27 protein-coding genes and 1 other RNA gene are annotated in these 26,999 nt (G+C 46.2%); 12 read left to right on the plus strand and 16 right to left on the minus strand.

Going from position 1 to position 26,999, the window contains the following annotated elements; genetic code table 11:
- Window positions 1-17: 17 nt before the first annotated feature.
- From CL55_RS09370 to ruvB, 10 genes are all read left to right on the plus strand, one after another.
- On the plus strand, window positions 18-1,013 hold the full coding sequence (locus CL55_RS09370) for an aminoglycoside phosphotransferase family protein (protein ID WP_082091927.1): 996 nt from the start codon (window positions 18-20) through the stop codon (window positions 1,011-1,013).
- Between the two features lie 18 nt (window positions 1,014-1,031).
- Window positions 1,032-1,748: an N-acetylmuramate alpha-1-phosphate uridylyltransferase MurU gene (gene murU / locus CL55_RS09375; protein WP_046330844.1), complete on the plus strand. Its 717-nt coding sequence runs from the start codon at window positions 1,032-1,034 to the stop codon at window positions 1,746-1,748.
- Window positions 1,741-3,111, plus strand: a complete 1,371-nt coding sequence (locus CL55_RS09380) for an aminopeptidase P N-terminal domain-containing protein (protein ID WP_082091969.1) — start codon at window positions 1,741-1,743, stop codon at window positions 3,109-3,111. Before murU ends, CL55_RS09380 begins: the two co-directional genes overlap by 8 nt.
- A 31-nt stretch (window positions 3,112-3,142) precedes the next feature.
- Window positions 3,143-4,300: an FAD-dependent monooxygenase gene (locus CL55_RS09385; RefSeq protein WP_046330846.1), complete on the plus strand. Its 1,158-nt coding sequence runs from the start codon at window positions 3,143-3,145 to the stop codon at window positions 4,298-4,300.
- Window positions 4,301-4,451: 151 nt separating this feature from the next.
- Window positions 4,452-5,468, plus strand: a complete 1,017-nt coding sequence (dusB, locus tag CL55_RS09390) for a tRNA dihydrouridine synthase DusB (protein WP_046330847.1) — start codon at window positions 4,452-4,454, stop codon at window positions 5,466-5,468.
- A 25-nt stretch (window positions 5,469-5,493) separates the two neighbouring features.
- Complete coding sequence (locus tag CL55_RS09395; RefSeq protein WP_046330848.1) at window positions 5,494-5,733, plus strand: helix-turn-helix domain-containing protein; 240 nt, start codon at window positions 5,494-5,496, stop codon at window positions 5,731-5,733.
- 48 nt (window positions 5,734-5,781) lie between these two features.
- Window positions 5,782-7,362 carry a bifunctional phosphoribosylaminoimidazolecarboxamide formyltransferase/IMP cyclohydrolase gene (gene purH / locus CL55_RS09400; protein ID WP_046330849.1) on the plus strand — a complete coding sequence of 527 codons (1,581 nt, stop codon included), beginning with the start codon at window positions 5,782-5,784 and terminating at the stop codon, window positions 7,360-7,362.
- Between the two features lie 6 nt (window positions 7,363-7,368).
- Window positions 7,369-7,890, plus strand: coding sequence for a crossover junction endodeoxyribonuclease RuvC (gene ruvC, locus CL55_RS09405; protein WP_046330850.1), 522 nt, complete (start codon window positions 7,369-7,371; stop codon window positions 7,888-7,890).
- Window positions 7,891-7,916: 26 nt separating this feature from the next.
- Entirely contained in the window at window positions 7,917-8,501 is a 585-nt protein-coding gene (gene ruvA, locus CL55_RS09410; RefSeq protein ID WP_046330851.1) for a Holliday junction branch migration protein RuvA, read from the plus strand.
- 31 nt (window positions 8,502-8,532) lie between these two features.
- Window positions 8,533-9,600, plus strand: a complete 1,068-nt coding sequence (gene ruvB / locus CL55_RS09415) for a Holliday junction branch migration DNA helicase RuvB (protein WP_046330852.1) — start codon at window positions 8,533-8,535, stop codon at window positions 9,598-9,600.
- Window positions 9,601-9,603: 3 nt separating this feature from the next.
- On the opposite strand, the gene tyrS is transcribed toward ruvB, so the two are convergent.
- Window positions 9,604-10,836, minus strand: a complete 1,233-nt coding sequence (tyrS, locus tag CL55_RS09420) for a tyrosine--tRNA ligase (protein WP_046330853.1) — start codon at window positions 10,834-10,836, stop codon at window positions 9,604-9,606.
- A gap of 89 nt (window positions 10,837-10,925) precedes the next feature.
- On the opposite strand from tyrS, the gene CL55_RS09425 reads away from it, so the two are divergent.
- On the plus strand, window positions 10,926-12,056 hold the full coding sequence (locus CL55_RS09425; protein WP_046330854.1) for an anhydro-N-acetylmuramic acid kinase: 1,131 nt from the start codon (window positions 10,926-10,928) through the stop codon (window positions 12,054-12,056).
- 16 nt (window positions 12,057-12,072) lie between these two features.
- Here CL55_RS09425 and erpA read toward each other — a convergent pair whose 3' ends face one another.
- The 4 genes from erpA to rplM form a co-directional block, all read right to left on the minus strand.
- The gene (erpA, locus tag CL55_RS09430) at window positions 12,073-12,459 is read right to left on the minus strand and encodes an iron-sulfur cluster insertion protein ErpA (protein ID WP_156156295.1); all 387 of its coding nucleotides are present in this window, start codon (window positions 12,457-12,459) and stop codon (window positions 12,073-12,075) included.
- Window positions 12,460-12,542: 83 nt separating this feature from the next.
- A complete protein-coding gene (gene argC / locus CL55_RS09435; RefSeq protein WP_046330855.1) occupies window positions 12,543-13,601 on the minus strand; it encodes an N-acetyl-gamma-glutamyl-phosphate reductase in 1,059 nt (352 codons plus the stop codon).
- Window positions 13,602-13,713: 112 nt separating this feature from the next.
- Window positions 13,714-14,115 (minus strand): 30S ribosomal protein S9, encoded by a 402-nt coding sequence (rpsI, locus tag CL55_RS09440; RefSeq protein ID WP_015422033.1) that lies wholly within the window; start codon window positions 14,113-14,115, stop codon window positions 13,714-13,716.
- A 9-nt stretch (window positions 14,116-14,124) separates the two neighbouring features.
- Window positions 14,125-14,553 (minus strand): 50S ribosomal protein L13, encoded by a 429-nt coding sequence (gene rplM / locus CL55_RS09445; RefSeq protein WP_015422034.1) that lies wholly within the window; start codon window positions 14,551-14,553, stop codon window positions 14,125-14,127.
- A 416-nt stretch (window positions 14,554-14,969) separates the two neighbouring features.
- Between rplM and CL55_RS09450 the strand changes: the two genes are divergently transcribed.
- Entirely contained in the window at window positions 14,970-15,395 is a 426-nt protein-coding gene (locus CL55_RS09450; RefSeq protein ID WP_046330856.1) for an OsmC family protein, read from the plus strand.
- Between the two features lie 11 nt (window positions 15,396-15,406).
- Here CL55_RS09450 and rnpB read toward each other — a convergent pair.
- The 11 genes from rnpB to ubiE form a co-directional block, all read right to left on the minus strand.
- Window positions 15,407-15,713: RNase P RNA component class A (gene rnpB, locus CL55_RS10495), an RNA gene on the minus strand.
- Window positions 15,714-15,780: 67 nt separating this feature from the next.
- Window positions 15,781-16,845, minus strand: coding sequence for a dihydroorotase (pyrC, locus tag CL55_RS09455; RefSeq protein ID WP_156156296.1), 1,065 nt, complete (start codon window positions 16,843-16,845; stop codon window positions 15,781-15,783).
- Window positions 16,842-18,158: a glycerate kinase type-2 family protein gene (locus CL55_RS09460; RefSeq protein WP_046330858.1), complete on the minus strand. Its 1,317-nt coding sequence runs from the start codon at window positions 18,156-18,158 to the stop codon at window positions 16,842-16,844. The genes pyrC and CL55_RS09460 overlap by 4 nt, the downstream gene beginning before the upstream one ends.
- A 9-nt stretch (window positions 18,159-18,167) precedes the next feature.
- Window positions 18,168-19,991 carry an ABCB family ABC transporter ATP-binding protein/permease gene (locus tag CL55_RS09465; RefSeq protein WP_046330859.1) on the minus strand — a complete coding sequence of 608 codons (1,824 nt, stop codon included), beginning with the start codon at window positions 19,989-19,991 and terminating at the stop codon, window positions 18,168-18,170.
- A 9-nt stretch (window positions 19,992-20,000) separates the two neighbouring features.
- Window positions 20,001-20,459, minus strand: a complete 459-nt coding sequence (nudB, locus tag CL55_RS09470) for a dihydroneopterin triphosphate diphosphatase (protein WP_046330860.1) — start codon at window positions 20,457-20,459, stop codon at window positions 20,001-20,003.
- A gap of 22 nt (window positions 20,460-20,481) precedes the next feature.
- A complete protein-coding gene (gene aspS / locus CL55_RS09475; RefSeq protein ID WP_046330861.1) occupies window positions 20,482-22,281 on the minus strand; it encodes an aspartate--tRNA ligase in 1,800 nt (599 codons plus the stop codon).
- 16 nt (window positions 22,282-22,297) lie between these two features.
- The gene (locus tag CL55_RS09480; protein ID WP_046330862.1) at window positions 22,298-22,951 is read right to left on the minus strand and encodes a DUF502 domain-containing protein; all 654 of its coding nucleotides are present in this window, start codon (window positions 22,949-22,951) and stop codon (window positions 22,298-22,300) included.
- Between the two features lie 64 nt (window positions 22,952-23,015).
- Window positions 23,016-24,602: a ubiquinone biosynthesis regulatory protein kinase UbiB gene (ubiB, locus tag CL55_RS09485; RefSeq protein ID WP_052728819.1), complete on the minus strand. Its 1,587-nt coding sequence runs from the start codon at window positions 24,600-24,602 to the stop codon at window positions 23,016-23,018.
- A gap of 6 nt (window positions 24,603-24,608) precedes the next feature.
- Window positions 24,609-25,226, minus strand: coding sequence for a ubiquinone biosynthesis accessory factor UbiJ (locus CL55_RS09490; protein WP_046331298.1), 618 nt, complete (start codon window positions 25,224-25,226; stop codon window positions 24,609-24,611).
- A gap of 57 nt (window positions 25,227-25,283) precedes the next feature.
- On the minus strand, window positions 25,284-26,186 hold the full coding sequence (locus CL55_RS09495) for a Tim44 domain-containing protein (protein ID WP_052728820.1): 903 nt from the start codon (window positions 26,184-26,186) through the stop codon (window positions 25,284-25,286).
- A gap of 65 nt (window positions 26,187-26,251) precedes the next feature.
- A complete protein-coding gene (ubiE, locus tag CL55_RS09500; RefSeq protein WP_046330863.1) occupies window positions 26,252-26,995 on the minus strand; it encodes a bifunctional demethylmenaquinone methyltransferase/2-methoxy-6-polyprenyl-1,4-benzoquinol methylase UbiE in 744 nt (247 codons plus the stop codon).
- Window positions 26,996-26,999 lie beyond the last annotated feature (4 nt).

Below are 26,999 nucleotides of genomic sequence, written 5' to 3' on the forward strand. Positions count from 1 at the left end.
TATTATACGAATCGACCATGACTGACTCTCGCTTAGACTCCCTCCGTAGCTGGCTAAAAGGCCTTGAACCTAGCTGGCAATTAGATCTCCCCACTTTGGCCCCCGCCTCGGCAGATGCCAGCTTTAGGCGGTATTTCAGGATTGCATCCAAAAACCCGGATTTTCCATCTTTGATCGTGATGGACGCCCCACCCCAACACGAGCCCTTGGACGCTTTTATTGAGGTCGATTTATTACTCGAAAATGCCGGCTTAAATGTCCCGAAAATTTTAGAAAAGAATGTGGCTGAGGGCTTTCTATTACTCAACGATTTAGGCACTAAAACTTACCTTACAGAACTTAATCCAGACAGTGCTGACTACCTCTACAGAGATGCGACACACGCCTTGGTACAAATGCAATTAGCAAGTAAACCAGATGTGTTGCCAAACTACGATGAGGCATTGCTAAAGCGTGAGCTAGATTTATTTCCAGAGTGGTATTTAGGGAAACATCTCAACATCGAATTAAGCAAGCTTCAGAATTTACAGATTAAGCAAGCATTTGAACTGATCATTCAAAATAATCTTGCACAGGAAAAAGTTTATGTTCATCGCGACTACCATTCACGCAATCTGATGGTGACGGAAAAAAATAATCCTGGTGTAATTGATTTTCAAGATGCAGTGTATGGTCCCATCACTTACGACGCAGCTTCACTCTGGCGTGACGCTTACATTTCATGGCCTGAAGAACGTGTGATTGATTGGGTCATTAAATTTTGGGAGGAAGGTCGTCAAGTAGGTTTGCCTATGCCAAACGATTTTGGTCAGTTCTATCGTGACTTTGAATGGGTGGGTTTACAACGACATCTGAAGATCTTGGGTATTTTTGCAAGACTATTTCATCGTGATGGCAAAGATGGCTATCTCAAAGATATTCCATTAGTACTCGAGTGTGCGATTGCCACTGCCAATCGTTATATCGAATTAAAGCCCTTGGCACGCATTCTAGAATCAACGCGCACTACTTAGGGTGAATAGCCACTCATCATGAATAAGCCCAATCTCATTCCATGCTTTTTATTGGCAGCAGGTCGAGGTGAGCGCATGCGCCCCTTGACAGATGAACTACCCAAACCGCTCCTCACTATTAAAAATAAATCCTTACTAGCCTGGCATGTGGAGGCATTGAGTTCGGCAGGTATTCAGGATGTAGTGATTAATCATGCTTGGCTTGGTAGGAAAATTGAGGAAGCACTGGGAAATGGCAGCCAATTTGGACTCAACATTACCTACTCTCCAGAAACTAGTGCCCTAGAAACGGCAGGTGGTATTCGCAAAGCCTTGCCTTTGTTGAACCCAAGGGATTATTTTCTAGTCATCAATGGGGATGTTTTTAGCCCGAATCTACCAATTCAGCAGCTCTTAAACCAAGCTCCTAACTTACGAAGCATGTCAAGCAGGCCTCTGGCACACCTTTTAATGGTTCCCAACCCAGCTCAACATCCTGAGGGTGACTTTTATATTAAGGACTCCCAGGTGGCCAATGAACCCCTAGATGGTGCTGAAAAACTGACCTTTTCTGGCATCGGGCTCTACCATCGGGACCTTTTTAAGGACCTGGAATTAGATGTGCCCACTAAGCTAGCTCCAATTTTGAGGGAGGCCATGTCTAAAAATAGAGTGTCCGGTGAAAAATATACCGGACCGTGGCACGATGTAGGTACACCCCAACGATTACAAGAACTCAATGCAGCAAATGAATAAATCCATCATTTACCAACAACGCCGAGTCGAACTCGCCAAACGGATCTGCGCTAAAACTGGTGGTGGCGTTGCCATCATCACTACAGCGCCTGAGACAGCGCGTAATCGAGATAGTGAGTTCCCCTATCGTCACGACAGTGATTTTTTCTACCTCACTGGCTTTGAAGAGCCAGGTGCAACACTCGTACTCAAAATTGCTGGATCACCATCACAACCCCAATTGGAAGCACATCTGTTTTGCAGGCCTAAAGATGCAGAACGTGAAATTTGGGATGGTATTCGCTTGGGGCCAGATGCAGCTCCATCAGTTTTAGGTGTGGAGCATGCCTATAGCATTCATGAATTAGATACCAAGCTCAGTGATTTGCTAGCTGATCAAAATGCGGTTTATATTCGCCTTTCCGAAAGCGCTGAAATCGATCGTCGCTTACGCCATTGGATGAAACAAGTACGAGCTCAGGCACGAGCTGGTGTCAATCCTCCTTCAGAATTTCATGATGTAGAGAGTTTGATTCATGAGATGCGTCTTTTTAAAGATGTCCATGAGATTGACATCATGCGTCGTGCAGCTGCGATTTCTGCACTTGCTCATATTCGTGCCATGCAAGTCTGTAAACCCGGAATGCGTGAATATCATCTCGAAGCAGAGCTTCTTCACGAGTTCCGCTACAGCGGTGCACAAAGCGTTGCATATAACAGCATTGTTGCTGGCGGCGCTAACTCCTGCATCCTGCATTACCGCGCTGGTGATACTGAACTACGTAGCGGAGATCTGTGCCTCATTGATGCAGGTTGCGAGCTTGATAGTTACGCTTCAGACATCACCCGCACATTTCCGGTGAATGGGAAGTTCACAGGTCCACAACGCGCACTGTATGAGATTACGCTTGCATCGCAAGAAGCCGCTATCGCAATGACTAAGCCTGGCAATACATTTATGCAACCACATGAGGCAGCACTTAAGGTACTCACTCAAGGCTTACTTGATGAGAATCTACTCAAGCTTGCGGAATTAGGCTCATTGGATAATGCACTTGAGACTGGAGCCTACCGTCGCTTTTATATGCACCGTACCTCACATTGGCTGGGAATGGATGTGCATGACGTTGGCTCCTATCGTGAACCGCTTGACGCAGTACCCAGCTCTTCAGAAAAGCCATGGCGTGTTCTTAAACCAGGCATGGTACTCACTATCGAGCCTGGCTTATATATCCGCCCCGCTGATGATGTAGATGAGCGCTTTTGGAATATCGGCATCCGCATTGAGGATGACGCTGTAGTGAATGATTCTGGATGTGAATTGATTTCTCGTGGCGTACCAGTTAAAGCTGATGAAATCGAAGCACTCATGAAAAATAATTAGAGCACTACCAATAAAAGATAGATTGCCAAGCATGTCAGTTGAGAACTTCGATATCGTAATTCAGGGTGGTGGTCCAGTAGGCCTAGCCTGTGCAGCATGGTCCTTGCAGAAATTTCCCGACGCAAAGATTGCACTACTAGATCGCAACCCTGCAGATGACACTGAATTAGCTGCTGCTGATAGCCGAGGGGTTGCCTTATCACACGGTAGCAAGCTGTTGTTAGATACCATCAATGCGTGGCCTACTGAGTGTGCTGATATTCATCGAGTACATGTCTCGCAAGCGGGCCGCTTTGGTCGTGCCCTAATGACTCGCGAAGAACTTGGTCAAAAAGCCTTAGGTCACATCATTCGTTATCGCGATATTCACCTCACACTGCGTAAAGCCTTAAGAGCTATTCAAAAAAATAGTCCGCATTTTATTTGGAAACATATCGACCCCAATGCTGATGTTGAAAACATTCAAGCCAAGTGTATTGTTCACGCTGAGGGTGGTTTATTTAAAACCCAAGACTGGGTGGAATCTGGCAGAGACTATGAGCAATCAGCTTTAGTTGGATTAGTGGAGGTTGAGAGTGCATCACCCTTCGAAGCGTGGGAGCGCTTTACCTCTGAAGGACCTTTGGCCGTTCTGCCAAGCCACTATGGGCCCAATATTCTGAATCTGATTTGGTGCGGAACTCCAAGTTCATCACAAGCACGTCTCGCTTTGAGTGATGCTGATTTTCTGAAAAGCTTGCAATCCGAATTCGGCTCGCGCGTTGGGCAATTTCTTAAAACCCAAGATCGCCGACTTTACGAGCTAGGACTCAACTACCGCAAAGAAATTACCCAAGCTAACGAGGTTTGGATTGGCAATGCCGCACAAACCTTGCATCCGGTTGCGGGACAAGGTCTCAACCTCGGATTACGGGATGCGTATCTCTTGGCAGAAAAACTTAGCATCCTCTTCTCTAAGTCAGAGAATCAAAAAACTCCTCTAGCCATCGAAACTACCTTGAAGGAATATGCCCAAAGTCGCAAGCTCGATCGGTCTGCCACTATCGGTCTCACTGACTTCATGGCCAGAATCTTCACCTCCAATCTATTTCCCGTTGTGATTGGCCGTGGATTAGCTTTAACGGCTCTCCAGTGGCTCCCACCCATCAAAACCGCCTTAGCTCGCCAGATGATGTTTGGTAGGCGCTAAGAGGCTGAAATACGCTCCAAAATACAAGCATTCTGCATTTGATCTTAGGCATGGATTGTGCCTATTTTTTAGGCAAATGTAAGCTGATTTGTGCTAAAGTGTCACCCTTTCCTCCAGCACTACAAGCCCTCCAGAACTTAGCCTGAAACACATGAAGATTGGCCCACACTTTCTTGCGAATAGATTATTTGTTGCCCCGATGGCCGGGGTAACGGATCGTCCATTTCGCCAGCTTTGCAAAAAACTCGGCGCCGGTTATGCCGTATCTGAAATGATTGCATCTAACGCTTTGCTTTGGAAGAGCGAGAAAACCCAACGTCGCGCTAACCATCAAGGTGAATTTAAGCCTATTGCAGTCCAAATTGCTGGGGCCGATCCGAGGATGATGGCAGCTGCTGCCAAACTCAACGTCGATCACGGCGCCCAGATTATTGATATCAATATGGGCTGCCCAGCCAAAAAGGTGTGCAATGTTGCGGCCGGTTCTGCGCTATTGAGAGACGAGCCATTAGTGCAGCAAATTTTAGAAGCCGTAGTTCAGGCGGTAGGGGTGGGTGCTGATGCAGTGCCTGTGACCTTGAAGATTCGGACGGGCTGGGATCGCGAACATAAAAATGCAATCGATATTGCGCGTCTCGCTGAGCAATCCGGCATCTCTATGCTGACTGTTCACGGTCGTACGCGGGCTGACCTCTATCACGGCGAAGCTGAATATGAAACCATTACCGCAGTGAAGAATAGTGTTGCTATTCCCGTAGTTGCCAATGGCGATATCACCACTCCAGAAAAAGCAGAATTTGTTTTAAAAGAAACCGGGGCCGATGCCATCATGATTGGTCGCGCTGCTCAGGGGCGTCCTTGGATCTTTCGTGAAATTAATCACTTTTTGGAAACGGGCGGCAAATTACCAACACCACAGATTAATGAGATTCAAGAAATCATGAATACTCATCTCGTCGATCATTATGAGTTTTACGGTGAATACGTTGGTTTGCGCACGGCACGCAAGCACATCGGTTGGTACTGCAAGGGCTTACGTGACTCTCATGCTTTCCGCCAAAGAATGAATACTGCCGATGATTGCAAAACTCAATTACAGATGGTGAATGATTTTTTTAATGAAATGAAATCCCATTCAGATCGTTTGTTATTTTTAGAAGCAGCCTAAATTTAGTTTTTTATTTAATTTATCCATGACCAACAAGCACCCCATCACCGAATGCATTGAGACACAACTCCAAGGTTATTTGGACGACCTCAAAGGAACACCCCCCTCCGACCTATACCAGATGGTTCTCGCAGTGGTTGAAAAGCCAATGCTGGAATTAGTAATGCAGCATGCAAAGCAGAATCAATCCTTAGCTGCGCAGTACCTAGGCATCAACCGCAATACGCTGCATAAGAAATTAGTTGAACACCAGCTCCTGAAGTAAGTCAGACCCCATTTGCAAATTCTTGATTAATCAAACCTTTCGAAAAATATGATCCGCACAGCCTTACTCTCTGTTTCTGATAAAAATGGCATTGTGCCGTTCGCTAAAGCCCTCCATGAACAAGGCATCAAGCTGATCTCTACTGGTGGCACTGCAAAACTCTTAGCTCAAAATAATCTGCCCGTAGTAGAAGTATCTTCACTTACCCAGTTTCCAGAGATGCTCGATGGCCGCGTAAAGACCTTGCATCCGATGGTGCATGGTGGCCTACTAGCTCGCCGAGATTTTCCTGATCATATGGCCGCATTGAAAGAGCATGGTATCGGTACGATCGACATGCTCGTGATTAACCTCTACCCATTTAACGAAACAGTTGCCAAAGCAGATTGTTCATTTGAAAATGCAGTGGAAAACATTGATATTGGTGGCCCAGCGATGTTGCGTGCTGCTGCCAAGAACCACCAAGATGTCACTGTATTGATTTCTCCAGACGATTACGCACCCATTCTCGAGGAGATGAAAGCCCATAAGAACGTAGTTTCTTACAAGACCAATTTGGGCCTGGCTAAAAAAGTATTTGCCCATACAGCCCAATACGATGGCGCAATTGCAAATTATTTATCTGCATTAGGCGATGACCTCGATCACAAAAAACGTTCCGCCTTTCCAGAAACACTACACCTTGCCTTTGAAAAGGTACAAGAGATGCGTTACGGTGAGAACCCACACCAATCAGCCGCTTTCTATAAAGATATTGATCCAGTTTTTGGCGCGCTTGCTAATTACAAACAATTGCAAGGCAAGGAACTTTCTTACAACAATATCGCTGATGCTGACTCTGCTTGGGAATGCGTCAAGAGTTTTACTGGCAACGCTGGTGGTGCCGCAGCTTGCGTCATCATCAAACACGCTAACCCTTGCGGCGTAGCCGTTGCTGCCAACGCCCTTGAGGCCTATCAGAAGGCTTTCAAAACAGACCCAAGTTCAGCCTTTGGTGGAATCATCGCTTTTAACGTGCACTGTGATGGCGCTGCAGCTGAAGCGATTTCTAAGCAGTTCGTAGAGGTACTAATTGCTCCTAGCTTTAGTGATGAAGCTAAGGCCATCTTCGCTACGAAACAAAATGTGCGTCTCTTAGAGATTCCTCTGGGTACTACATTTAATGCTTTTGACTTTAAACGCGTTGGTGGTGGCTTGCTAGTTCAGTCTCCTGATGCAAAGAACGTCCTTGAGAACGAAATGCGGGTTGTCAGCAAACGTCTTCCAACTCCAAGTGAAATGCACGACATGATGTTTGCATGGCGTGTTGCGAAGTTCGTAAAGTCTAATGCGATTGTGTATTGTGCCAACGGCATGACGCTGGGTATTGGTGCTGGCCAAATGAGCCGTGTCGACTCTGCTCGTATGGCGAGTATTAAGGCGGAGAATGCTGGACTCAGCCTCAAAGGCTCTGCAGTAGCAAGTGATGCCTTCTTCCCATTTCGTGATGGCTTAGATGTCGTTGTAAATGGTGGCGCAAGTTGTGCCATTCAACCGGGTGGCAGTATGCGTGATGATGAAATCATTGCGGCAGCCAATGAACATGGTATTGCCATGATCTTTACCGGCACACGCCATTTCCGTCACTAATCACTTATGCGCTGGATAGGAATCGACCCAGGTCTACGAACAACTGGTTTTGGTGTCATTGATGTCAATGGTCAAAAGCTGAGCTATGTAGCCTCTGGGACAATTGAAAGTGGTGATCCAGACCAAGGCCTTCCTGTGAGATTAGGAATCTTGTATGCGGGCATTAAAGAAGTGTTGGAGACTTACCATCCAGAGCAAGCGGCTATTGAAGAAGTATTTCTCAACGTCAATCCTCGCTCCACCCTCATGCTGGGTCAAGCTCGAGGTGCAGTAATTGCTGCCTTAGTATCTGATAAGCTCCCCGTTGCTGAATACAGCGCACTGAGAGTAAAGCAATCCATCGTAGGAACCGGTAGAGCCACTAAGCCACAAGTTCAAGAAATGGTGAAACGTTTACTTCGCCTCAGTCGCGCCCCGGGAACGGATGCTGCAGATGCTTTGGGGGTAGCGATTTGCGCTGCACATCATGCCCAAATCCCAAAAGCAATTACTACCGCTCTTGCACCCAAAAATAGTAGCAAGAAATAACAATCTAAACAGGTTAAGATCTTTACATGATTGGTCGCATTCAAGGAATTCTCGTTTCAGTCCATCCACCCCGCCTCTTGGTGGATTGCCAAGGTGTTGGCTATGAGATCGATGTGCCCATGAGTACCCTGTACCAATTGCCAGAGACTAATCAAAAAATTACACTACTCACCCACTTCCAAGTCCGAGAAGATGCGCAGCAACTCTTTGGATTTGCCACTGAAACTGAGCGTGAAGCATTTAGACAGCTGATCAAGATCAGTGGCGTTGGTTCGCGCACGGCACTTGCGGTACTTTCTGGCATGAGCATCAATGAATTGGCACAAGCGATTGCTATGCAAGAGGCAGGGCGCTTAACTCAAGTACCGGGTATTGGCAAAAAGACTGCAGAGCGTCTTTGCCTTGAGCTTAAAGGGAAGTTAGCTCCAGATTTAGGAATTGTTGGCGGTAAGCCTCAGGTAATTGAAGCAAGCAGCGAGATATTACAAGCCCTATTGGCGCTGGGGTATTCAGAAAAAGAGGCGCATCTCGCCCTCAAACAAATCCCGCCAGATACCACCGTATCAGATGGTATCCGCATGGGTCTGAAATACCTCTCGAAGTCTTCATAACCAGTCACCTAAACACCGCTACACTTGCAGTATGGCAATCCACACAGAAGACCTCAGCTCAATCCCCGAAGATTTACCGGAAGCTAATGACCGTATCGTTAGTGGTGCAGCAGGCAATTCTGAAGCTGTTTTTGAGAGGGCCCTTCGTCCCAAACAACTTGATGAGTATGTTGGCCAAACTAAGGCTCGCGCCCAATTAGAGATCTTCATTACAGCGACCAGAGCAAGACAAGAAGCACTTGATCATGTTCTCCTCTTTGGCCCTCCTGGACTTGGCAAGACTACTCTAGCCCACATCATCGCCAGAGAGCTTGGAGTGAACTTACGCCAAACCAGTGGCCCGGTTCTGGATAGGCCTGGTGACCTTGCCGCATTACTCACCAATTTAGAAGCAAACGATGTGCTCTTTATTGATGAAATTCATCGCCTCTCTCCGGTAGTGGAAGAAATCCTGTATCCCGCTCTTGAGGACTACAGCCTGGATATCATGATTGGCGAAGGTCCCGCAGCGCGTAGCGTCAAGATTGATCTCAAGCCGTTTACTTTGATCGGAGCAACCACTCGTGCTGGCATGCTCACTAACCCGCTACGTGATCGTTTTGGTATTGTGGCAAGACTCGAGTTCTACACTACTGAAGAGCTCACCAAAATTATTACGCGCTCTGCCAGCTTACTTAAAGCCGATATTGATCCTGAGGGGTCAGTTGAGATTGCGAAGCGCGCTAGAGGTACTCCACGTATTGCTAATCGCCTATTGCGTCGTGTACGGGACTATGCCGAAGTCAAAGGTACTGGCACCATCACTAAAGAAATGGCCGATGCCGCATTGAAGATGCTTGACGTAGATCCAAGCGGCTTCGATGTGATGGACCGTAAATTGCTTGAAGCTATCTTGCACAAGTTTGATGGCGGCCCTGTAGGTATTGATAACTTAGCAGCTGCTATTGGCGAGGAGCGAGACACTATTGAGGATGTATTGGAGCCTTACCTTATTCAGCAAGGCTACCTACAAAGAACCTCTAGAGGAAGAGTGGCAACACGTCAGGCTTATGAGCACTTTGGGCTCACGCCACCAAGTAACTCCGCAATAGAATCCTAAGACTTAACTCAGAGTGACCTTGGCAAACTTGCGTTTGCCTACTTGCACAACAAAGGTACCGGCCTCGATTTTTAATTGTTTATCAGCCACTGTTATGCCATCAATCTTCACACCGTTTTGCTCAATATTGCGATTGGCTTCAGATGTTGACGGTGCCAATCCTGCAGCCTTAAGTAGGTTAGCAATCCCTATCGGCGCACCCGAAATATTGACTTCAGGAATGTCATCCGGTACACCACCTTTAGCTCGGTGATTAAAGTCTTCTAAAGCTTTTTCAGCAGCTGCTTGCGAATGAAAACGAGCAACGATTTCTTGTGCGAGTAGTACTTTGCAATCTTTAGGATTTCTACCGGCAGCAACTTCTTGCTTCATTAAGTCAATCTCTGCCATAGGACGGAATGACAACAAGGTGAAGTAATCCCACATCAATTCGTCGGAGATGCTCAAGAGCTTGCCAAACATCTCACCAGCAGGCTCACTGATGCCAATGTAATTCCCTTTGGATTTACTCATCTTATCTACGCCATCTAAACCGACGAGGAGTGGCATGGTCAAAATACATTGCGGTTCTTGTCCATACTCACGTTGGAGTTCACGTCCGACTAAGAGATTAAATTTCTGATCAGTACCACCAAGCTCTAAGTCGCTCTTCAAAGCAACAGAGTCATACCCCTGCATCAATGGATACAAGAACTCATGCACAGAAATCGGTACACCACTACGGTAGCGCTTAGTAAAGTCATCGCGCTCCAACATTTGCGCAACGGTATATCTAGCAGCCAACTGAATCATGCCGCGTGCGCCTAGTGGATCACACCACTCGCTGTTATAGCGGACTTCAGTTTTAGCGGGGTCGAGCACCATGCTTGCTTGACGATAGTAAGTCTGAGCATTGACAGCAATTTCTTCAGCAGTCAGCGGCGGGCGTGTTGCATTCCGTCCAGAAGGATCGCCAATCATGCTCGTGAAATCACCAATCAAGAAAATCACGGTATGACCTAAATCTTGGAGCTGGCGTAATTTATTCAGCACAACCGTATGGCCCAAATGAATATCTGGAGCAGTGGGGTCTAATCCCAACTTAATACGCAAAGGAATGCCCGTTGCTTGGCTCTTAGCTAGCTTTTGAATCCAATCCGCCTCAACCAATAACTCATCACAACCTCTTTTTGTTACTTCGAGGGCTGCAAAAACTTCGGGAGTCAGTGGGTATTTTTGTTCTGGTTTAGCCGTCATGCTGTATTGGTGAACTGATTCGGTTAAATTAGTATTTAGATTGCTAAAGCATAATTGTCGCATTCCTGAGAACAAAGCCCTGATACCGCATGAATAAGCCCCATCCACTCTATATTGGCCTGATGTCTGGCACCAGCCTAGATGGGATAGATGCCGTACTGGCAAAGATTGAGAACGCTGGTGATACCAGCCTTCTGGGCTCCATAAGCCTTGCCTTTAGCCCTGAATTACGCAAAGCCCTTCTGGACTTACAGAGTCCCGGGCCAAACGAGATTCACCGGGAAAATCAGGCGGCCAATGCCCTAGCGCTAGCTTATGCAGATGCAGTCAAGCAATTACTTACTCAGAATGATCTTTCTCCTGGCGATATAAGTGCGATAGGTGCCCATGGCCAGACAATTCGCCATCAAGCTGATCTTGCCAATCATCTTGCCTATACACACCAGACTCTCAACCCAGCACTTCTTGCAGAGCTGACCGAAATTGATGTCATCGCAGACTTTAGAAGTCGCGACCTTGCTGCTGGTGGTCATGGTGCCCCCTTAGTGCCAGCCTTTCATGCACAGCAGTTTGATGCAGATAAAAATATCGCCGTACTCAATCTTGGCGGTATTGCAAATCTGACCCTATTACCCAAAGACACAGAAGTAAAAGGCTTTGATTGTGGTCCTGGCAATATGTTGATGGATGCTTGGATTGCGGAACAACAAGGCCATACATTTGATGAAAATGGTACTTGGGCATCACAGGGCAAAGTCAATCAAGCACTACTTGCAAGAATGATGACTGATTCATTTTTTGCAAAAGCTCCGCCAAAAAGTACAGGCCGTGACGACTTTCATTTGGAGTGGCTGCAAAAGTACATTGGTGCAGAAAACATCAACTCAGAGGATGTGCAAGCGACGCTACTGCAACTGACTGTGGACTCGTCACTCCAAGCAGTACTACGTTATGCACCGCAAACCCAGATTCTTATTGTCTGCGGTGGTGGTGCTCGTAATACTGCATTACTAGATTTATTAAAAACCAGGGCTAAAGAAATATTTAAAAACTCACTCGATATTATGACCAGCGATGTGTTTGGCATTGATCCACAACTAGTAGAAGGTCTTGCATTCGCATGGTTGGCTTGGGCTCATAAAGAAAAACGGCCAGCAAATTTGCCAGCCGTTACGGGAGCGAAAGGTCCTAGGATTCTAGGCGCTTGCTATCCAGCTTAAGTTATTAAGCTTGTTCTTATGCGGAGAAAGAAGAGCCACAACCGCAAGTTGTTTGCGCGTTAGGATTCTTAATCACAAACTGTGATCCGTTGATATCTTCTTTATAATCAATCTCAGCGCCAACTAAATATTGGAAGCTCATCGAATCAACCAGTAAAGTTACGCCATTCTTTTCAAATAGGGTGTCATCTTCGTTCACAGCATCATCAAATGTGAATCCGTACTGAAATCCTGAACAACCGCCACCCTGAACAAACACACGTAACTTCAATTCTGGATTACCTTCTTCAGCAATCAAGTCAGCCACTTTTGCAGCTGCGCTATCCGTGAACACCAATGGGGTTGGTGGCTCGGCTAAGTCTTGTGCCGGTTGCGTAATTTCTTGCGTAGCTAATTGGGTCATGATCTGCTCCTAATTCAAAAGGCGATAGTCTATTTTAGGCTTTTAATTCCAAGTGTGCTGAAGGGTCTTTCCAGTTGACTCCATTATGGTGAAACGGCAATTTGTGTCAATCCAGTGGTCTCAGGCAAGCCAAACATCAGGTTCATACACTGAACCCCTTGGCCTGAAGCACCCTTTACTAGGTTATCCTCAACCACCAAAATCACTAAAGTATCACCATCACCAGGGCGGTGAATGGCAATCCGCAAACCATTGCTACCCCTCACTGAGCGTGTTTCTGGATGGCTACCCGCTGGCATCACATCTACAAAAGGCTCGCCTTTGTAGAAATCTTCGTAGAGTTTTTGGAAATCTACCTTCATTCCAGCCTCTGTCAAGCGCACATATAAGGTTGAATGAATACCCCTAATCATTGGTGTTAAGTGCGGCACAAATGTCAGGCCAATCTGATCGTGACCGGCAATAGCCTTCAAGCCTTGGACAATTTCTGGAAGATGGCGGTGGCCTTTAACAGCATAAGCTTTGAAGTTATCACCAGATTCTGACATTAAAGTCCCAATTTCTGCCTTGCGTCCAGCACCTGAGGTACCCGACTTAGAGTCAGAAATAATATGCGTGCCATCAATGAGCTGTTTGCCACTAGTAGACTTTGGTGAAAGCAGTGGAGCAAGACCCAATTGAACGGAAGTGGGATAGCAACCAGCCAAACCCACGACGCGGGCTTTTTTAATTTCTTCACGATTGATTTCAGCCAAACCATAAACCGCTTCAGCCAAAATTTCTGGGCAGCCATGTTCCATACCGTACCACTTAGTAAATTCTTTAACATCTTTCAAACGGAAGTCGGCAGCCAGATCCAAAATCTTCACATTGTTTGCAAGCAATTCTTTTGCTTGTGCCATTGCTACGCCATGTGGCGTTGCAAAGAAAACGACATCACATTCATTTAATTTGGCTTCATCCGGTGTAGTGAACTTGAGATCAATCCGACCACGTAAAGAGGGGAACATTTCCGAGACCGGCATGCCAGCTTCTGTGCGTGAAGTAATTGCCTGAATTTGAACTTCGGGGTGCTGCGCCAGCAAGCGCAGTAGTTCCACTCCGGTATATCCAGTGCCACCTACGATGCCAACTTTAATCATGCCATTCTCCAAAATACTGACAGATGAATTTTATCTGTCTAATACCTAGATTGTAGAAACAAAAAGGGCCGCTTGCGCGACCCTTTCGATAAAACTGAAGCGACTGAAAGAATTAGCGCTTGCTGAACTGCTTACGACGACGCGCGCCGTGCAGACCAACTTTTTTACGCTCAACTTCACGAGCATCGCGAGTTACCAAGCCTGCTTTAGACAGGGTCGGCTTCAAAGCGTTGTCGTAGTCGATCAATGCACGAGTAACACCGTGACGAACTGCACCAGCTTGTCCAGTTTCACCGCCACCGCTAACGTTTACTTTGATATCAAAGGTTGTTAGGTGAGCCGTGAGAGCCAAAGGCTGACGAGCGATCATGCGTGATGTTTCGCGAGCAAAGTAAGCATCGATAGGTTTACCGTTAACAGTAATCTCACCTTTGCCAGATTTAATGAATACACGTGCTACAGAGCTCTTGCGACGACCTGTACCGTAATTCCAATTTCCGTAATTAATAGCCATTTGGTTTCCTTAAATCTCTAACGCTTTTGGCTGTTGAGCCGCATGCGGATGACTGGCGTCGCCATAGACTTTTAATTTCTTTATCATGGCATAACCTAGTGGGCCTTTTGGCAACATACCCTTCACAGCCTTTTCTAAGGCACGACCTGGGAAACGGTCTTGCATCTTGTCAAAGTTGGTCGAGCTAATACCACCTGGGTATCCGCTGTGACGGTAATAAATTTTGTTCAAGCCTTTTGTGCCTGTGACACGCAGCTTAGAAGAGTTGATGACAACAATAAAGTCGCCGGTATCAACGTGTGGGGTGTATTCAGGCTTGTGCTTGCCGCGTAGACGGAGTGCCACTTCACTGGCGACACGACCGAGGACTTTGTCCGTAGCGTCAATCACGAACCATTCATGCACTACCTCGTGGGATTTTGCAGAAAAAGTTTTCATGATTTCTTAAATTGTTATAGTCAAAAAATTACTCCAATCAAATTACGTCCACCTTGGCCCTGCTTATGTTTGCAAGCTCGCAGATTCTGTAATTCACTTGGTAAAACAATTACCGCTGACTGGTTCGGTAATTCAGTAAAGCCTTGAATTGTAACCCAAAAAAACCCAGGAACGAGTCCTGGGTTGGAATCCACCTATGTTTAAGTGGAGGAGACACTGGGAGGCACATCGATATCTTATATAAGACTGACAGCCAATATGGTTATTCTACACAAGAAATATGGTGCAACGCAAGAATATTGACCAAAATCAACTTTTTGATGCTTTTTAGCAAAAAATAGCTAGCAACTATTAGCTGTAATAATTGGTAAACTATTGATAATATTGATTAATTTTGTAAATTAGGGGTCGCTAACATGGAATGTCAAGTAAGTTGGTTGGGTAATGGCGGCATGGCGTTTTCGGCAAAAACCGGTAGTGGTCACCAGGTCACAATGGATGGGCCACCCGAAGCTGGGGGCAAAAATAGTGCCTCAAGGCCTATGGAACTGATTTTGGCGGGAACTGGCGGCTGTGCCGCCTTTGATGTGGTTTTAATCCTACAAAAGGCTCGCCAAGAGATTAGCGCTTGCGATGTCCAGCTGACAGCCGAGCGAGCAGAGACTGAGCCTAAAGTATTTACAAAAATTAACCTGCATTTCACGGTTAAAGGCAAAAACCTCGATTTGTCTAAGGTTGAGCGTGCAGTCAAGCTTTCCCACGAAAAGTACTGCTCCGCGACAACTATGCTCGCCAAGACGGCAGAGATTACTTATTCAATCGACGTCCTGAATGACGAATAAGTCTTGAGAAAGTGCAGAGTCAATCGATAAGCCGGATTCTGTCGCCTAGATTTGCATCTAGGGGCAATCATTCCTCTAGGCCGGCAGTTACCTGACGGCTCAAGCTCCCTACCCGCAGACTCAGCGGGACGCCTCATCGCCTGCTTACTTGGGATTGCTCCAGGTGGAGGTTACCGCGTTTCACCGTAACTAAATACGCTCGTCTCTGTGGCCCTATTCCTCACGTCACCGTGGATGGCCGTTAGCCATCACCCTTCCCTATGGAGTCCGGACTTTCCTCCCCCACAATAAAGTGGCGGCGATTGCCCAATTGACTCTGCGCCTGCAGTCTAACGCAGTCGCAGAAATTTGGTCTAAAAAATAAATAGTGAAAGCCTTAACTTACTTAAGCCAAGGTCCAAGCAATCGTCTCACCAGCACGAAGCGGCACAATCGTGTCATCACCCAAAGGAAGCTCTGCAGGAATGTTTTGCGCCTGCTTCACCAAAGTTACCTTTTGAGTATTACGCGGCATTAGATAAAAATCTGGACCGAAGAAACTAGCGAAGCCTTCAAGTTTGTCCAGCTTGCCTACACTCTCAAATGCCTCGGCATATAAACCTAAGGCATTGAAAGCACTGTAACAACCAGCGCAACCGCAAGCAGCTTCTTTAGCGCCCTTAGCATGGGGCGCACTATCTGTGCCTAAGAAAAATCTGGGGTTGCCACTCGTTGCGGCATCTAATAGGGCAACACGATGCTCTTCACGCTTCAGTACTGGCAAGCAATAATTATGCGGACGAATACCACCAGAAAAAATCGCATTGCGATTCATTAATAAATGTTGTGGAGTAATCGTAGCAGCTATAGTATTTTTTCCAGCAGTTTGCGCATCACGAACATAGTGCGCAGCTTGTTTGGTAGTAATGTGCTCAAACACAATCTTCAGTTCAGGAAAATCTTTACGCAAAGGTTCGAGCACTTGATCAATAAACACTGCTTCACGATCAAAGATATCAATATGCGCACTAGTTACTTCACCATGCACCAACAAGGGCATCCCGACGGCCTGCATTGCTTCAAGTGCAGCATAACAATGCTTAATATTACTCACACCTGCATCACTGTTAGTTGTCGCTCCTGCAGGATAAAGCTTAAATCCAGCAATGCCAGCATCCTTTGCTTTACGCACTTCATTCGCAGAAGTGTTATCCGTGAGATACAAAGTCATTAATGGGGTAAAAGTAGTTACACCCAAAGATTGAAGATTAGCCTGAATGCGACCACGATACGCATTTGCCAAATTCACTGTAGTCACTGGAGGCTTTAAATTCGGCATGATGATGGCACGCGCAAATTGGCACGCAGTATCCGCCAACACATCTCGCATCACTTCACCATCACGAATATGTAAATGCCAGTCATCTGGTTGAATCAGTTGAATTTGTATTGGGCTATTAGACATAATTATTTACCAAGCAAGATGATTCGGAAATCGTTCACGTTTGTCAGTGTGGGGCCAGTTTCCACCAAAGCATCTAATTGTGCAAAAAAACCATAGCAATCGTGCTGATCTAAGAACTGTGAAGGGATTAAGCCTTGCTGATTGGCGGCCTGTCGGATCTCAGGAGTAAACCACGCACCAGCATTCTTTTCACTACCATCGATACCATCAGTATCTGCAGCTAAAGCAGAAATATTCGGAAGATCAGTTGATGCCGCGAAGAATGAAAGCAGGTATTCACTACAGCGACCGCCACGGCCTTTAATTCCATTAGGAATGGTCACTGTGCACTCACCACCCGAGATAAGAGCAATTGGCTTATTCATCTTCAAGTGCTGACGCGCTAGAGAAGCTTGCTCCATTCCTACAGCTTGAGCCTCACCCGTAATAGTGTCACCCAAAATCACTGGTTCATAACCCTGTGTGCGAACGTAGGCTGCTGCAGCCTCAAGACTCTTATAGGCCGTAGCAATCACATGATTACTGACCGCTGTATTTTGCAAGTCCGCTTCTTTTAAAGTCTCTGGAACTTCACCAGCAACACCACGCTGTAAATGGGATAAAACAGACCCTGGAATAGAGTCAGAACTCAAGTGGTATTTAGCCAAGATATCCAGAGCATCCTGGTAAGTTGAATAATCTGGCGCGCAAGGTCCACTCGCAATATCTGCGGGAGAATCCCCCGTCACATCCGAAATCAGCAATGCTTCAACTCGAGCACCACGTGCAATAGCTAGTCTTGCTAAATTACCGCCCTGAATTGCTGATAAATGTTTACGAACTACATTCATCTCTTCAATTGGTGCACCAGAACGCAATAGCGCTTCGGTAGTCTTGCGCATATCTTCAATACTGATGCCAGCTTGGGGCAAAGTAAGTAAACTTGAACCGCCACCAGAGATTAAGGCAATCAAAATGTCACCGGTTTGCAATTCACCAACCAAGCGATAGATTTCTTTAGCACCATGCATACCCGCTTGATCGGGTACAGGATGACCCGCTTCAATAATTTGGATATGACCAGTAGGAGAGCTGTGCCCATAGCGGGTCAATACCACTCCCTCAATCATTGCATTAGGCCAACAACTCTTCGCGTGCGACTCTAGGGCGGTTGCCATTGACGCACTGGCTTTACCTGCACCTACTACTAAACATCTTCCCTTGGGCTCCGAACCTTGAGGAAAGATCTTGCTGAGGTATTCCGGAACGATTTTGCTTGGGTCAGCAACCGCTAAAGCTGCGGCAAAGGCATTTTTGAGAATGTTTTCTTGCTGGCTCATGCAGATATTCTAATCAAGAACAATGCGCTCTTGCATTTGCCACATTTCAGCATAGCGGCCACCAGCAGCCAATAGCTCTGTATGCGTTCCCCGCTCGACTATCTGGCCATGTTCCATTACTAAAATTTGATCCGCATGAATAATGGTGGAAAGCCTATGGGCAATAATCAAAGTTGTACGGTTTTTGGCTAAACCAAGCAACTCCTCCTGAAACGCTCGCTCCGTTTTAGAGTCCAGCGCTGATGTTGCTTCATCAAAAATTAACATTGCTGGCTTTTTGAGTAGGGTACGCGCAATCGCAACACGCTGTTTCTCACCACCAGATAATTTCAGACCACGCTCGCCTACTTGGGTATCGTAGCCCTCTGGTAGATGCTTGATGAAACGATCGATCTGTGCCGCCCTAGCAGCCTCATGAACCTCTTCAATTGATGCATTGGGATTGCCATAAGCAATGTTGTAGCCAATGGTGTCATTAAACAAAACAGTGTCTTGAGGAACGATACCAATCGCTTTGCGTAAACTCAATTGAGTAACATCCACAATATTTTGATCATCAATGAGGATTTTGCCGGACTGTACATCGTAAAAACGAAACAGTAGGCGAGCTAAGGTGCTCTTGCCAGCACCGCTTTGGCCTACGACTGCAGTAATGGTTCCTGCTGGAATATTAAAGCTAACATCCTTCAAAATCTCACGTTTGGCCTCGTAATGAAACGAGACATTTTCAAAACGAACATCTGGGCCACGGCCTTGATTGTTAACGTGCAAAGGCTGAGCATTGGGTACGTCCGCAATTTCTTTCTCCGTATTGAGAAGCGAGAACATGCGATCCATATCTGTCAGTGCCTGCTTAATCTCACGATAGATCACACCTAAGAAATTCAGCGGGATATATAACTGAATCATCAAGGTATTAACCAATACCAAATCACCCAGGGTCATAGATCCATCAATCACACCCTGCGTTGCTCGCCACAGAATGAGGACTAATCCAACGGCAATAATTGCTTGCTGCCCAAGATTGAGAACAGCTAAAGATTTTTGAGACTTCACTGCAGCCGTTTGGTAACGGATCAGATTTTGATCGTAACGACTAGCCTCAAAGGCTTCATTACCAAAATACTTAACGGTCTCAAAATTCAATAATGAATCAATTGCCTTCTGATTCGCCTTGGAATCCATGTCATTCATAGTGCGGCGGAAATGCGTTCGCCATTCTGTCACCACTACCGTAAAGGCAATATAGAGCACCAATGCAACCAGGGTAATAATGGCAAACCACATATCGTATGCGTAAGCCAGGTAGCCAAGTACCAAACAGAACTCAATCAGGGTTGGTAGGATGCTATAAAGGGAATAAGAAATCAGCGACTGAATACCGCGAGTACCACGCTCAATATCTCGACTGACTCCCCCGGTTTGACGAGCCAGATGAAAGCTAAGGGCCAAAGAATGTAAATGCTCGAAAACCTGCAAAGCCACTTTACGCACTGCATTTTGAGTAACGCGAGCAAAGAGGGATTCTCGTAGCTCGGTAAATAAAGAAGCAGACACCCGCAAGAGACCGTAGGCTAGGATCAATCCGGCTGGTACTACTAATAAAGCTTGAGGAGAGTCTGCTTTGATATTGAGCTCATCAATCAATTGCTTCAGCAAAATCGGAATGCCAAGATTAGTCACCTTAGCAGCCACTAAGCATGTCAGAGCAATCGCAACCCTAAACTTGTATTCCAATAGATAGGGGAGTAAATCGCGAATAACTTTCCAGTCGCTACCCTTTTCTGGCTTTGAGTCTGCTACTGAATGATGATGCCCTGATGAATGTCGCATCGCTCTATCTTAGTCAGTTACGCTCTGACGCGCAGAAAATAACTTGAGAATTGCTGCGCCATTACTGGGAGAGAAGCATTTATTTGCCGCTTCAGCGTGAGGCAGCCATTGATAGGCAACGTGCTCTCTTGGCGCCAATCTGACTGAAACTGCATTTGGGACCAGTAATGAGAACCAATGCTCAGCATTTTTGGTCACTCCAGGCGCGTAACGGTGACGCCATTGCGGATAAATCTCATACTCAATCTGATGATGCATATCCTGTAAGGAGGCTGCTGGAAGAGATTGGACATCAATGCCGGTCTCTTCAAGGACTTCGCGCGCGGCAGCAGCACTAAGATCCTCATCAAGGAAATCAATGCTACCAGTAACAGATTGCCAAAAATTGGCTTTATCGGCCCGCTCGATTAGCAAGACCTCCCCATTCGATTTGTAAATGACAACTAAAACCGAAATGGGGATTTTCAAGATGATCTAAATACTGTTTTACTTAAGCAGCAGGTGCAGCTTGACGCAAGCGGATGTGAAGCTCTTTCAACTGACGCTCGTCTACTGGACTAGGAGCCTGAGTCAGTAAGCACTGTGCACGCTGCGTTTTCGGGAAGGCGATTACATCACGGATTGATTCAGCACCAGTCATCATCGTGACGATACGATCCAAACCAAATGCAATACCACCATGTGGAGGTGCGCCGTACTGCAAAGCATCCAACAAGAATCCAAACTTCGCCTGAGCCTCTTCGGCACCAATCTTCAGAGCACGGAATACCTGACTTTGCACTGCTTCTTGATGGATGCGGACTGATCCACCACCAATCTCGCTACCGTTCAGAACCATGTCGTAGGCCTTGGCTAAGCACTTTCCAGGACTCGATTCGAGATACTGCATATGCTCATCTTTGGGGCTAGTAAATGGATGGTGACATGCAACCCAACGGGCATTGTCTTCATCATATTCAAACATTGGGAAATCCACTACCCACAATGGCTTCCAACCTTCGGTAGATAAGCCATGCTCTTTACCCCAAGCAGAGTGACCAATCTTCAGGCGCAAACCGCCAATAGCATCGTTCACTACTTTTTCTTTATCAGCACCGAAGAAAATAATGTCGCCATCTTTAGCACCAGTACGCTTTAAGATGCCTTCGATAGCAGCATCATGCAAGTTCTTAACGATTGGGGATTGCAAGCCATTGCGACCCTCTGCAACTGAATTGACTTTAATCCAAGCCAAACCTTTGGCACCATAGATCGCCACAAATTGAGTATAGTCATCAATTTCACTACGACTAATCTCAGCACCGCCAGGTACGCACAAACCAACTACACGTCCACCCTCTTGATTTGCTGCACCAGAAAATACTTTGAAATCGACATCTTTCATTAAATCAGTCAGTTCGGTAAATTCAAAATTCACACGCAGATCTGGCTTGTCTGAACCAAAGCGCGCCATTCCCTCAGAGTAAGGCATGGTAGGAAATGGATTAGGCAACTCTACGTTCATAGTGATTTTGAAAATATGACGAATCATGTTTTCAAATAACTCACGGATTTCTAGCTCATCCAAGAAAGCAGTTTCACAGTCGATCTGAGTAAATTCAGGCTGACGATCAGCACGCAAATCTTCGTCACGGAAGCACTTAGTAATTTGGTAGTAACGATCAAAACCAGCCACCATCAACAACTGTTTAAATAGCTGAGGAGACTGTGGCAAAGCAAAGAACTGACCATCATGGACACGCGAAGGCACCAAATAGTCGCGAGCACCTTCAGGGGTACTCTTCGTTAACATCGGTGTTTCAATATCGATAAAACCTGCGGCATCTAGGTAACGGCGGCATTCCATAGCCACGTTGTAACGTAAACGTAAATTCTTTTGCATTTGCGGGCGACGCAAGTCCAAAACACGGTGAGTTAAGCGAGTAGTCTCAGATAAATTCTCGTCTTCCAATTGGAATGGAGGAGTAATGGACGCATTCAAAATCACCAAGCTATGACAAAGCACTTCAATCTTGCCGCTAACTAAATCATTGTTCTCAGTTCCGGCAGGACGTGCTCGTACCAAACCTTTAACCTGAATACAAAATTCATTACGAACTTGCTCAGCCAATACAAACATCTCAGGACGATCTGGGTCGCAAACAACTTGGACAAAACCTTGGTGATCACGAAGATCAATAAAAATCACACCACCGTGGTCACGGCGGCGATTAACCCAACCAGAGAGAGTAATCTCTTGACCAATGAGTGATTCAGTTACCTGACCGCAGGTATGGCTTCGCATCGACATAACAATTTCCTATAAATCAAAGATGATGGTTTGACTTGGCAGCAGTCAAACCAGTTGAACTAGTGGGGGGAACGGATCCCATTGAAACAATATGTTTGAGAGCCTCTTCGACACTCATCTCTAATTCAATGGTGTGCGCACGTGGGACGATCATAAAAAATCCAGAGGTTGGATTTGGAGTAGTTGGCAGGAAAACATTAACGTAGTCCTCACCCAACTTAGCAGCTACTTCTTTTGCTGGCATACCAGTCTGAAATGCGATCGCCCAAGAATCTGCATGCGGATAGCGAATTAATAATGCTTTGCTAAATGCTTGTCCACTGCCAGAAAATAAAGTAGAAGATACTTGTTGAACACTAGAATATATCGATCGCACAATCGGAATGCGATTCACCAAGCGATCCCATACCTTCATCCACCACTGCCCCGCAAAATTGATTGCAAGTAATCCGGTAATCATGATGACTGAAACAACAATCAGAATGCCCACACCCGGTAATTCACGAAAATGCTGTAAATCACTGGAAAACTGATTAGGGAACACAGTAATAATGGCATGCATTACAGAACCAAAAACACCGTCGAGCAAGCCCAATCCCCATCCAATCACCCAAATAGTGATTGACATCGGTGCCCATACCAGAATGCCTGCGATAAAGTATTTTTTCATTTGCCCACGCTTACGCTTTGCCTAACCTGGCATTCTAGCGGTTTAAGCGGCAGCCGGCGATAGTCTAGTAAAGACCAAGGCCGATTATCAGAATCCCAGCCAGAAAGCCACCTGCAAAGAGCAAGACGCCCACCAAAAGGCGATGAGTCCGTCTTTCCTGCATTAAAAGGCCTTTTAAGACCTCTAATTCAGCATTTTGATCTCTTTGTGGACTACGCCCTTGTGCCAAACTCTCCGCAATCAAGCGGGGCAAGGTTGGCAGTATTTTTGCCCAAGAAGGTGCTTCATTTTTAAGCCCCTCAACCAATCCGCGCCAACCCAACTGTTGGCTGATCCATTTTTCCAGAATCGGCTTTGCAGTCTGCCAAAGATCGAGATCGGGGTCTAATTCACGTGCCAAACCTTCTACATTTAATAAGGTCTTTGATAGCAGAGACAGTTGCGGCTGCACTTCAACCTTAAAACGACGAGATGTTTGGAACAAACGCACCAGAACGATGCCTAAAGAAATATCTTTTAAAGGTCGATCAAAGTAGGGTTCGCAAACGGAGCGTACCGCACCCTCCAATTCTTCCACACGGGTATCTGCAGGTACCCAACCAGATTCCACATGCAATTCTGCTACACGCCGGTAATCTCGGTTAAAGAAAGCTAAGAAGTTGAGTGCTAAGTAGTTTTTATCGGTTTCACTTAATGCGCCAATAATTCCGAAATCCAGAGAAATAAATCGCCCAAAACTATCTGGCTCCAGGCTGATCATGATATTTCCAGGGTGCATATCTGCATGGAAAAAACCATATTCGAATACTTGAGTAAAAAATATCTCCACACCCTCTGCCGCTAATTTTTTGAAATCCACTCCAGCGGCACGTAGTTCGTCAAAACGACCGATAGATATACCGTTCATTTTTTCCATGACAATCACATTGGTGCGACACAAATCCCAATACATTTCTGGAATCATGAGCTTGTCTGAATCCACAAAATACCGTCTTAGCTGACTGGCATTAGCAGCCTCACGCATGAGATCGAGCTCATCATGCAGGTGTCTATCAAACTCAGCAACGTTTTCAGTCGGCTTTAAACGACGACCATCCGAAGATAATTTTTCTATGATTCTTGCCAGGTCATACATTAAAGCAATATCGCTATCAATGACCGGGAGGATGCCTGGACGAAGTACCTTGATCGCAACTTCTCGTCCATCCCACTCTGGATGCCTCTCAGTGGCACGTAAAGTTCCAAAATGCACCTGAGCAACTGAAGCGCTAGCTACTGGTGTTGCATCAAAACTAATAAAGATTTCTTCAATCGGTAAACCCAGCGCCTTCTCAATTAAAAGTCGTGATTCTGCATTGGAAAATGGTGGCACTTGATCTTGTAACTTTGCTAATTCATTAGCAATATCTTCTGACAACAAATCACGTCGAGTAGAAAGTACTTGTCCAAATTTGACGAAGATCGGACCGAGCGCCTCTAAGGTCAAACGAATACGCTCACCTCTGGGCAGCGATTGCCCCGGTGATACCCAGCAAAGCATGGTTAATAGACCTCGGGGAATCCCAGGTTTCAGGATATCGCGCAGCAGCGGCAATAAGCCGTAACGCCATGCAGTAAAGAAAATGAAATAGAGGCGGGCTAAACGACGCAAAATGAATTAACCTTTTCGCTCTAAAAATTGGATGCGCTTTTCTAGACGATCAACCGCATCACGCAACACGCTGAGTTCATTCTTACGAATTAAAAAATCTCGCTTATTCAAAAGTACTTTTCTTTCTTCACTGACATACTCAATTACATTGTCTAGTAGATCGGTAGCCGCAGATTTCCCAGCAGAAATCAATTTCTTACCTTGACGTACAGCAAAATTGGCGGGCGCATCACCAATGAAACGAGCCAAGTCTTCCTCGTACTCCCACCGAATTTGTCCTGCTAAACGACCCAATAACTGCGCCAAGTCAGCATCGCCAGTAATCTTCACTGACTTCATTGCTTGTTCACGCAAGCTGCCTGGGCCGCCAGCTAAAGCACTCAATGCCTCAGGGGAAACCTCTAACTCTAATGACGGAGCATCGACATTAGTCAATGCAAGCAAGGAGCCCTCGGGTGCTATCTCAAAAAACAGCTGCCCAAAGGGCAAACTGAGCAGAATGACTTTGCCAGAATGACGTGCCAACTCCGCCATAGCCCATGGCTCAGCGTTGAGGACGTGATTTATTCCTCGGCAAGCGGCAGACGCTGCAATATGGTGGGCGGTGGGAGATACGTTGTTCATCAGCATAAAAACCAAAACCCGCACAAGTGCGGGCTTTCGGTGGAAAGTACTACAAGCTTAAACTAACTGGGAGATACCCGCTAGTACCCAACCTCCAGGACCGCTTACCGGCTTACTGAGATTCCAAACTTCAGAGAAGTTATTTGCTTGTGCGCCTACTTGTTCACGAATCATGCCGGTGAACTGGACGCTACAGTAGTACGTATTATCAATTGTCTCAATCCCGAGTAACTGTGCATTGAGTGTCACCACATCGGTTTGATTGGCACTGTCAGCACGTCCGGCCAGATCTTGCTCAATCGTGGCAAACATCTCTGCGGTGGCGTACTCACGTAGTGCAGCTAAATCGCCCTGATCCCATGCCTTTTGTAAACCTGAGAAAAACTGTTTGGCATTATCCAAAAATGCGTACTCATCAAAACCTGGCGGAAGCGTTGATTGAAATGCTGCAGGCTCAGCGGCAACGCCACTAAATGCACTAGCAGCAGGTGTAAACGCGGGCTCTTGTCTTGACGCTTGGTCTAAATTGCTACGCTGCATACCCTGCGAAGTCATTTGAGGGCTTTTGTTAGCGCCGGATAAGGCAGGCATCATTTTTCTCATGATGAACATGATGGCAAAGCCTGCTAGCGCTGCAATCAGCAATCCAGTGATCAATGAAGATGCGCCCTCACCTAAACCTAAATGAGATAAAAGGAAGCCAATACCAAGACCTGCAGCTAAGCCACCCAAGATGCCACCCATACCACCGAAGCGACTTGGTGCTGGTGCTTGAGGAGCAGCAGCTGGTGCTGCTGGTTGAGCTTGTTTTTGTGCGGGAGTAGCTTGTTTTTGCATTGGTGCGCTTGGTGCCTTACCAACACTTTTACCGCTACCTAAACGGGCAGCATTGGCATAACCAACGGTAGCAAATATTAAGCTGACACTCAATAAAACTGCCTTGAAAAAATGCTTATTCATATTTTGATCCCCTATAGAACTACTTTAATTCTTGACTGACAAAAACTACATAAACTACATAAACACTAGTATTTAATACCAATATGGAGCGCAACGATACCCCCAGTCATTCTATGGGTATCTACCTCGTCAAAACCCACTCCCAGCATGATGTCTGTCAGGGCCTGAGCGTCTGGATGCATCCGAATAGATTCTGCCAGGTAGCGGTAGCTCTCAGAATCTTGGGCAATCTTTTCACCTAGCCAAGGCAACACCTTAAATGAGTAGGTGTCATAAATCGGCCCTAAAAAGGCATCCGGTTTGGAGAACTCCAGCACCAATACTCGACCACCGGGCTTAATTACTCTGAGCATCTCTGCCAAAGCAAGGTCTTTATGGGTCATATTTCGCAAGCCAAACGCCACCGTCACCACATCAAAGTGATTCGCCGGGAAAGGAATTTTCTCCGCATCGAACTGAACGCAGGGTAAAGCTACTCCCTGATCGAGCAGGCGATCACGGCCAACCCCCAACATAGAGGCATTGATATCACTTAACCATACTTGAGCTTCAGAGTGATGGCCCCAGTCTGCTCCACGTGCAAAGGCAGCAGCTAAGTCACCCGTACCACCGGCGATATCCAATACTTTTTGACCAGGGCGTACTTGAGCTCGAGCAATCGTGACTTTTTTCCACAAGCGATGCAAACCAAATGACATCAAATCATTCATGACGTCATATTTACTCGCTACAGAATGAAATACCTCAGCGACCTTACCTGCCTTTTCAGCTTCATCAACGCTTTGGTATCCAAAATGGGTCTTACTCATATTC

The sequence above is a fragment of the Polynucleobacter duraquae genome (assembly GCF_000973625.1).
Taxonomy (GTDB): Bacteria; Pseudomonadota; Gammaproteobacteria; order Burkholderiales; family Burkholderiaceae; genus Polynucleobacter; species Polynucleobacter duraquae.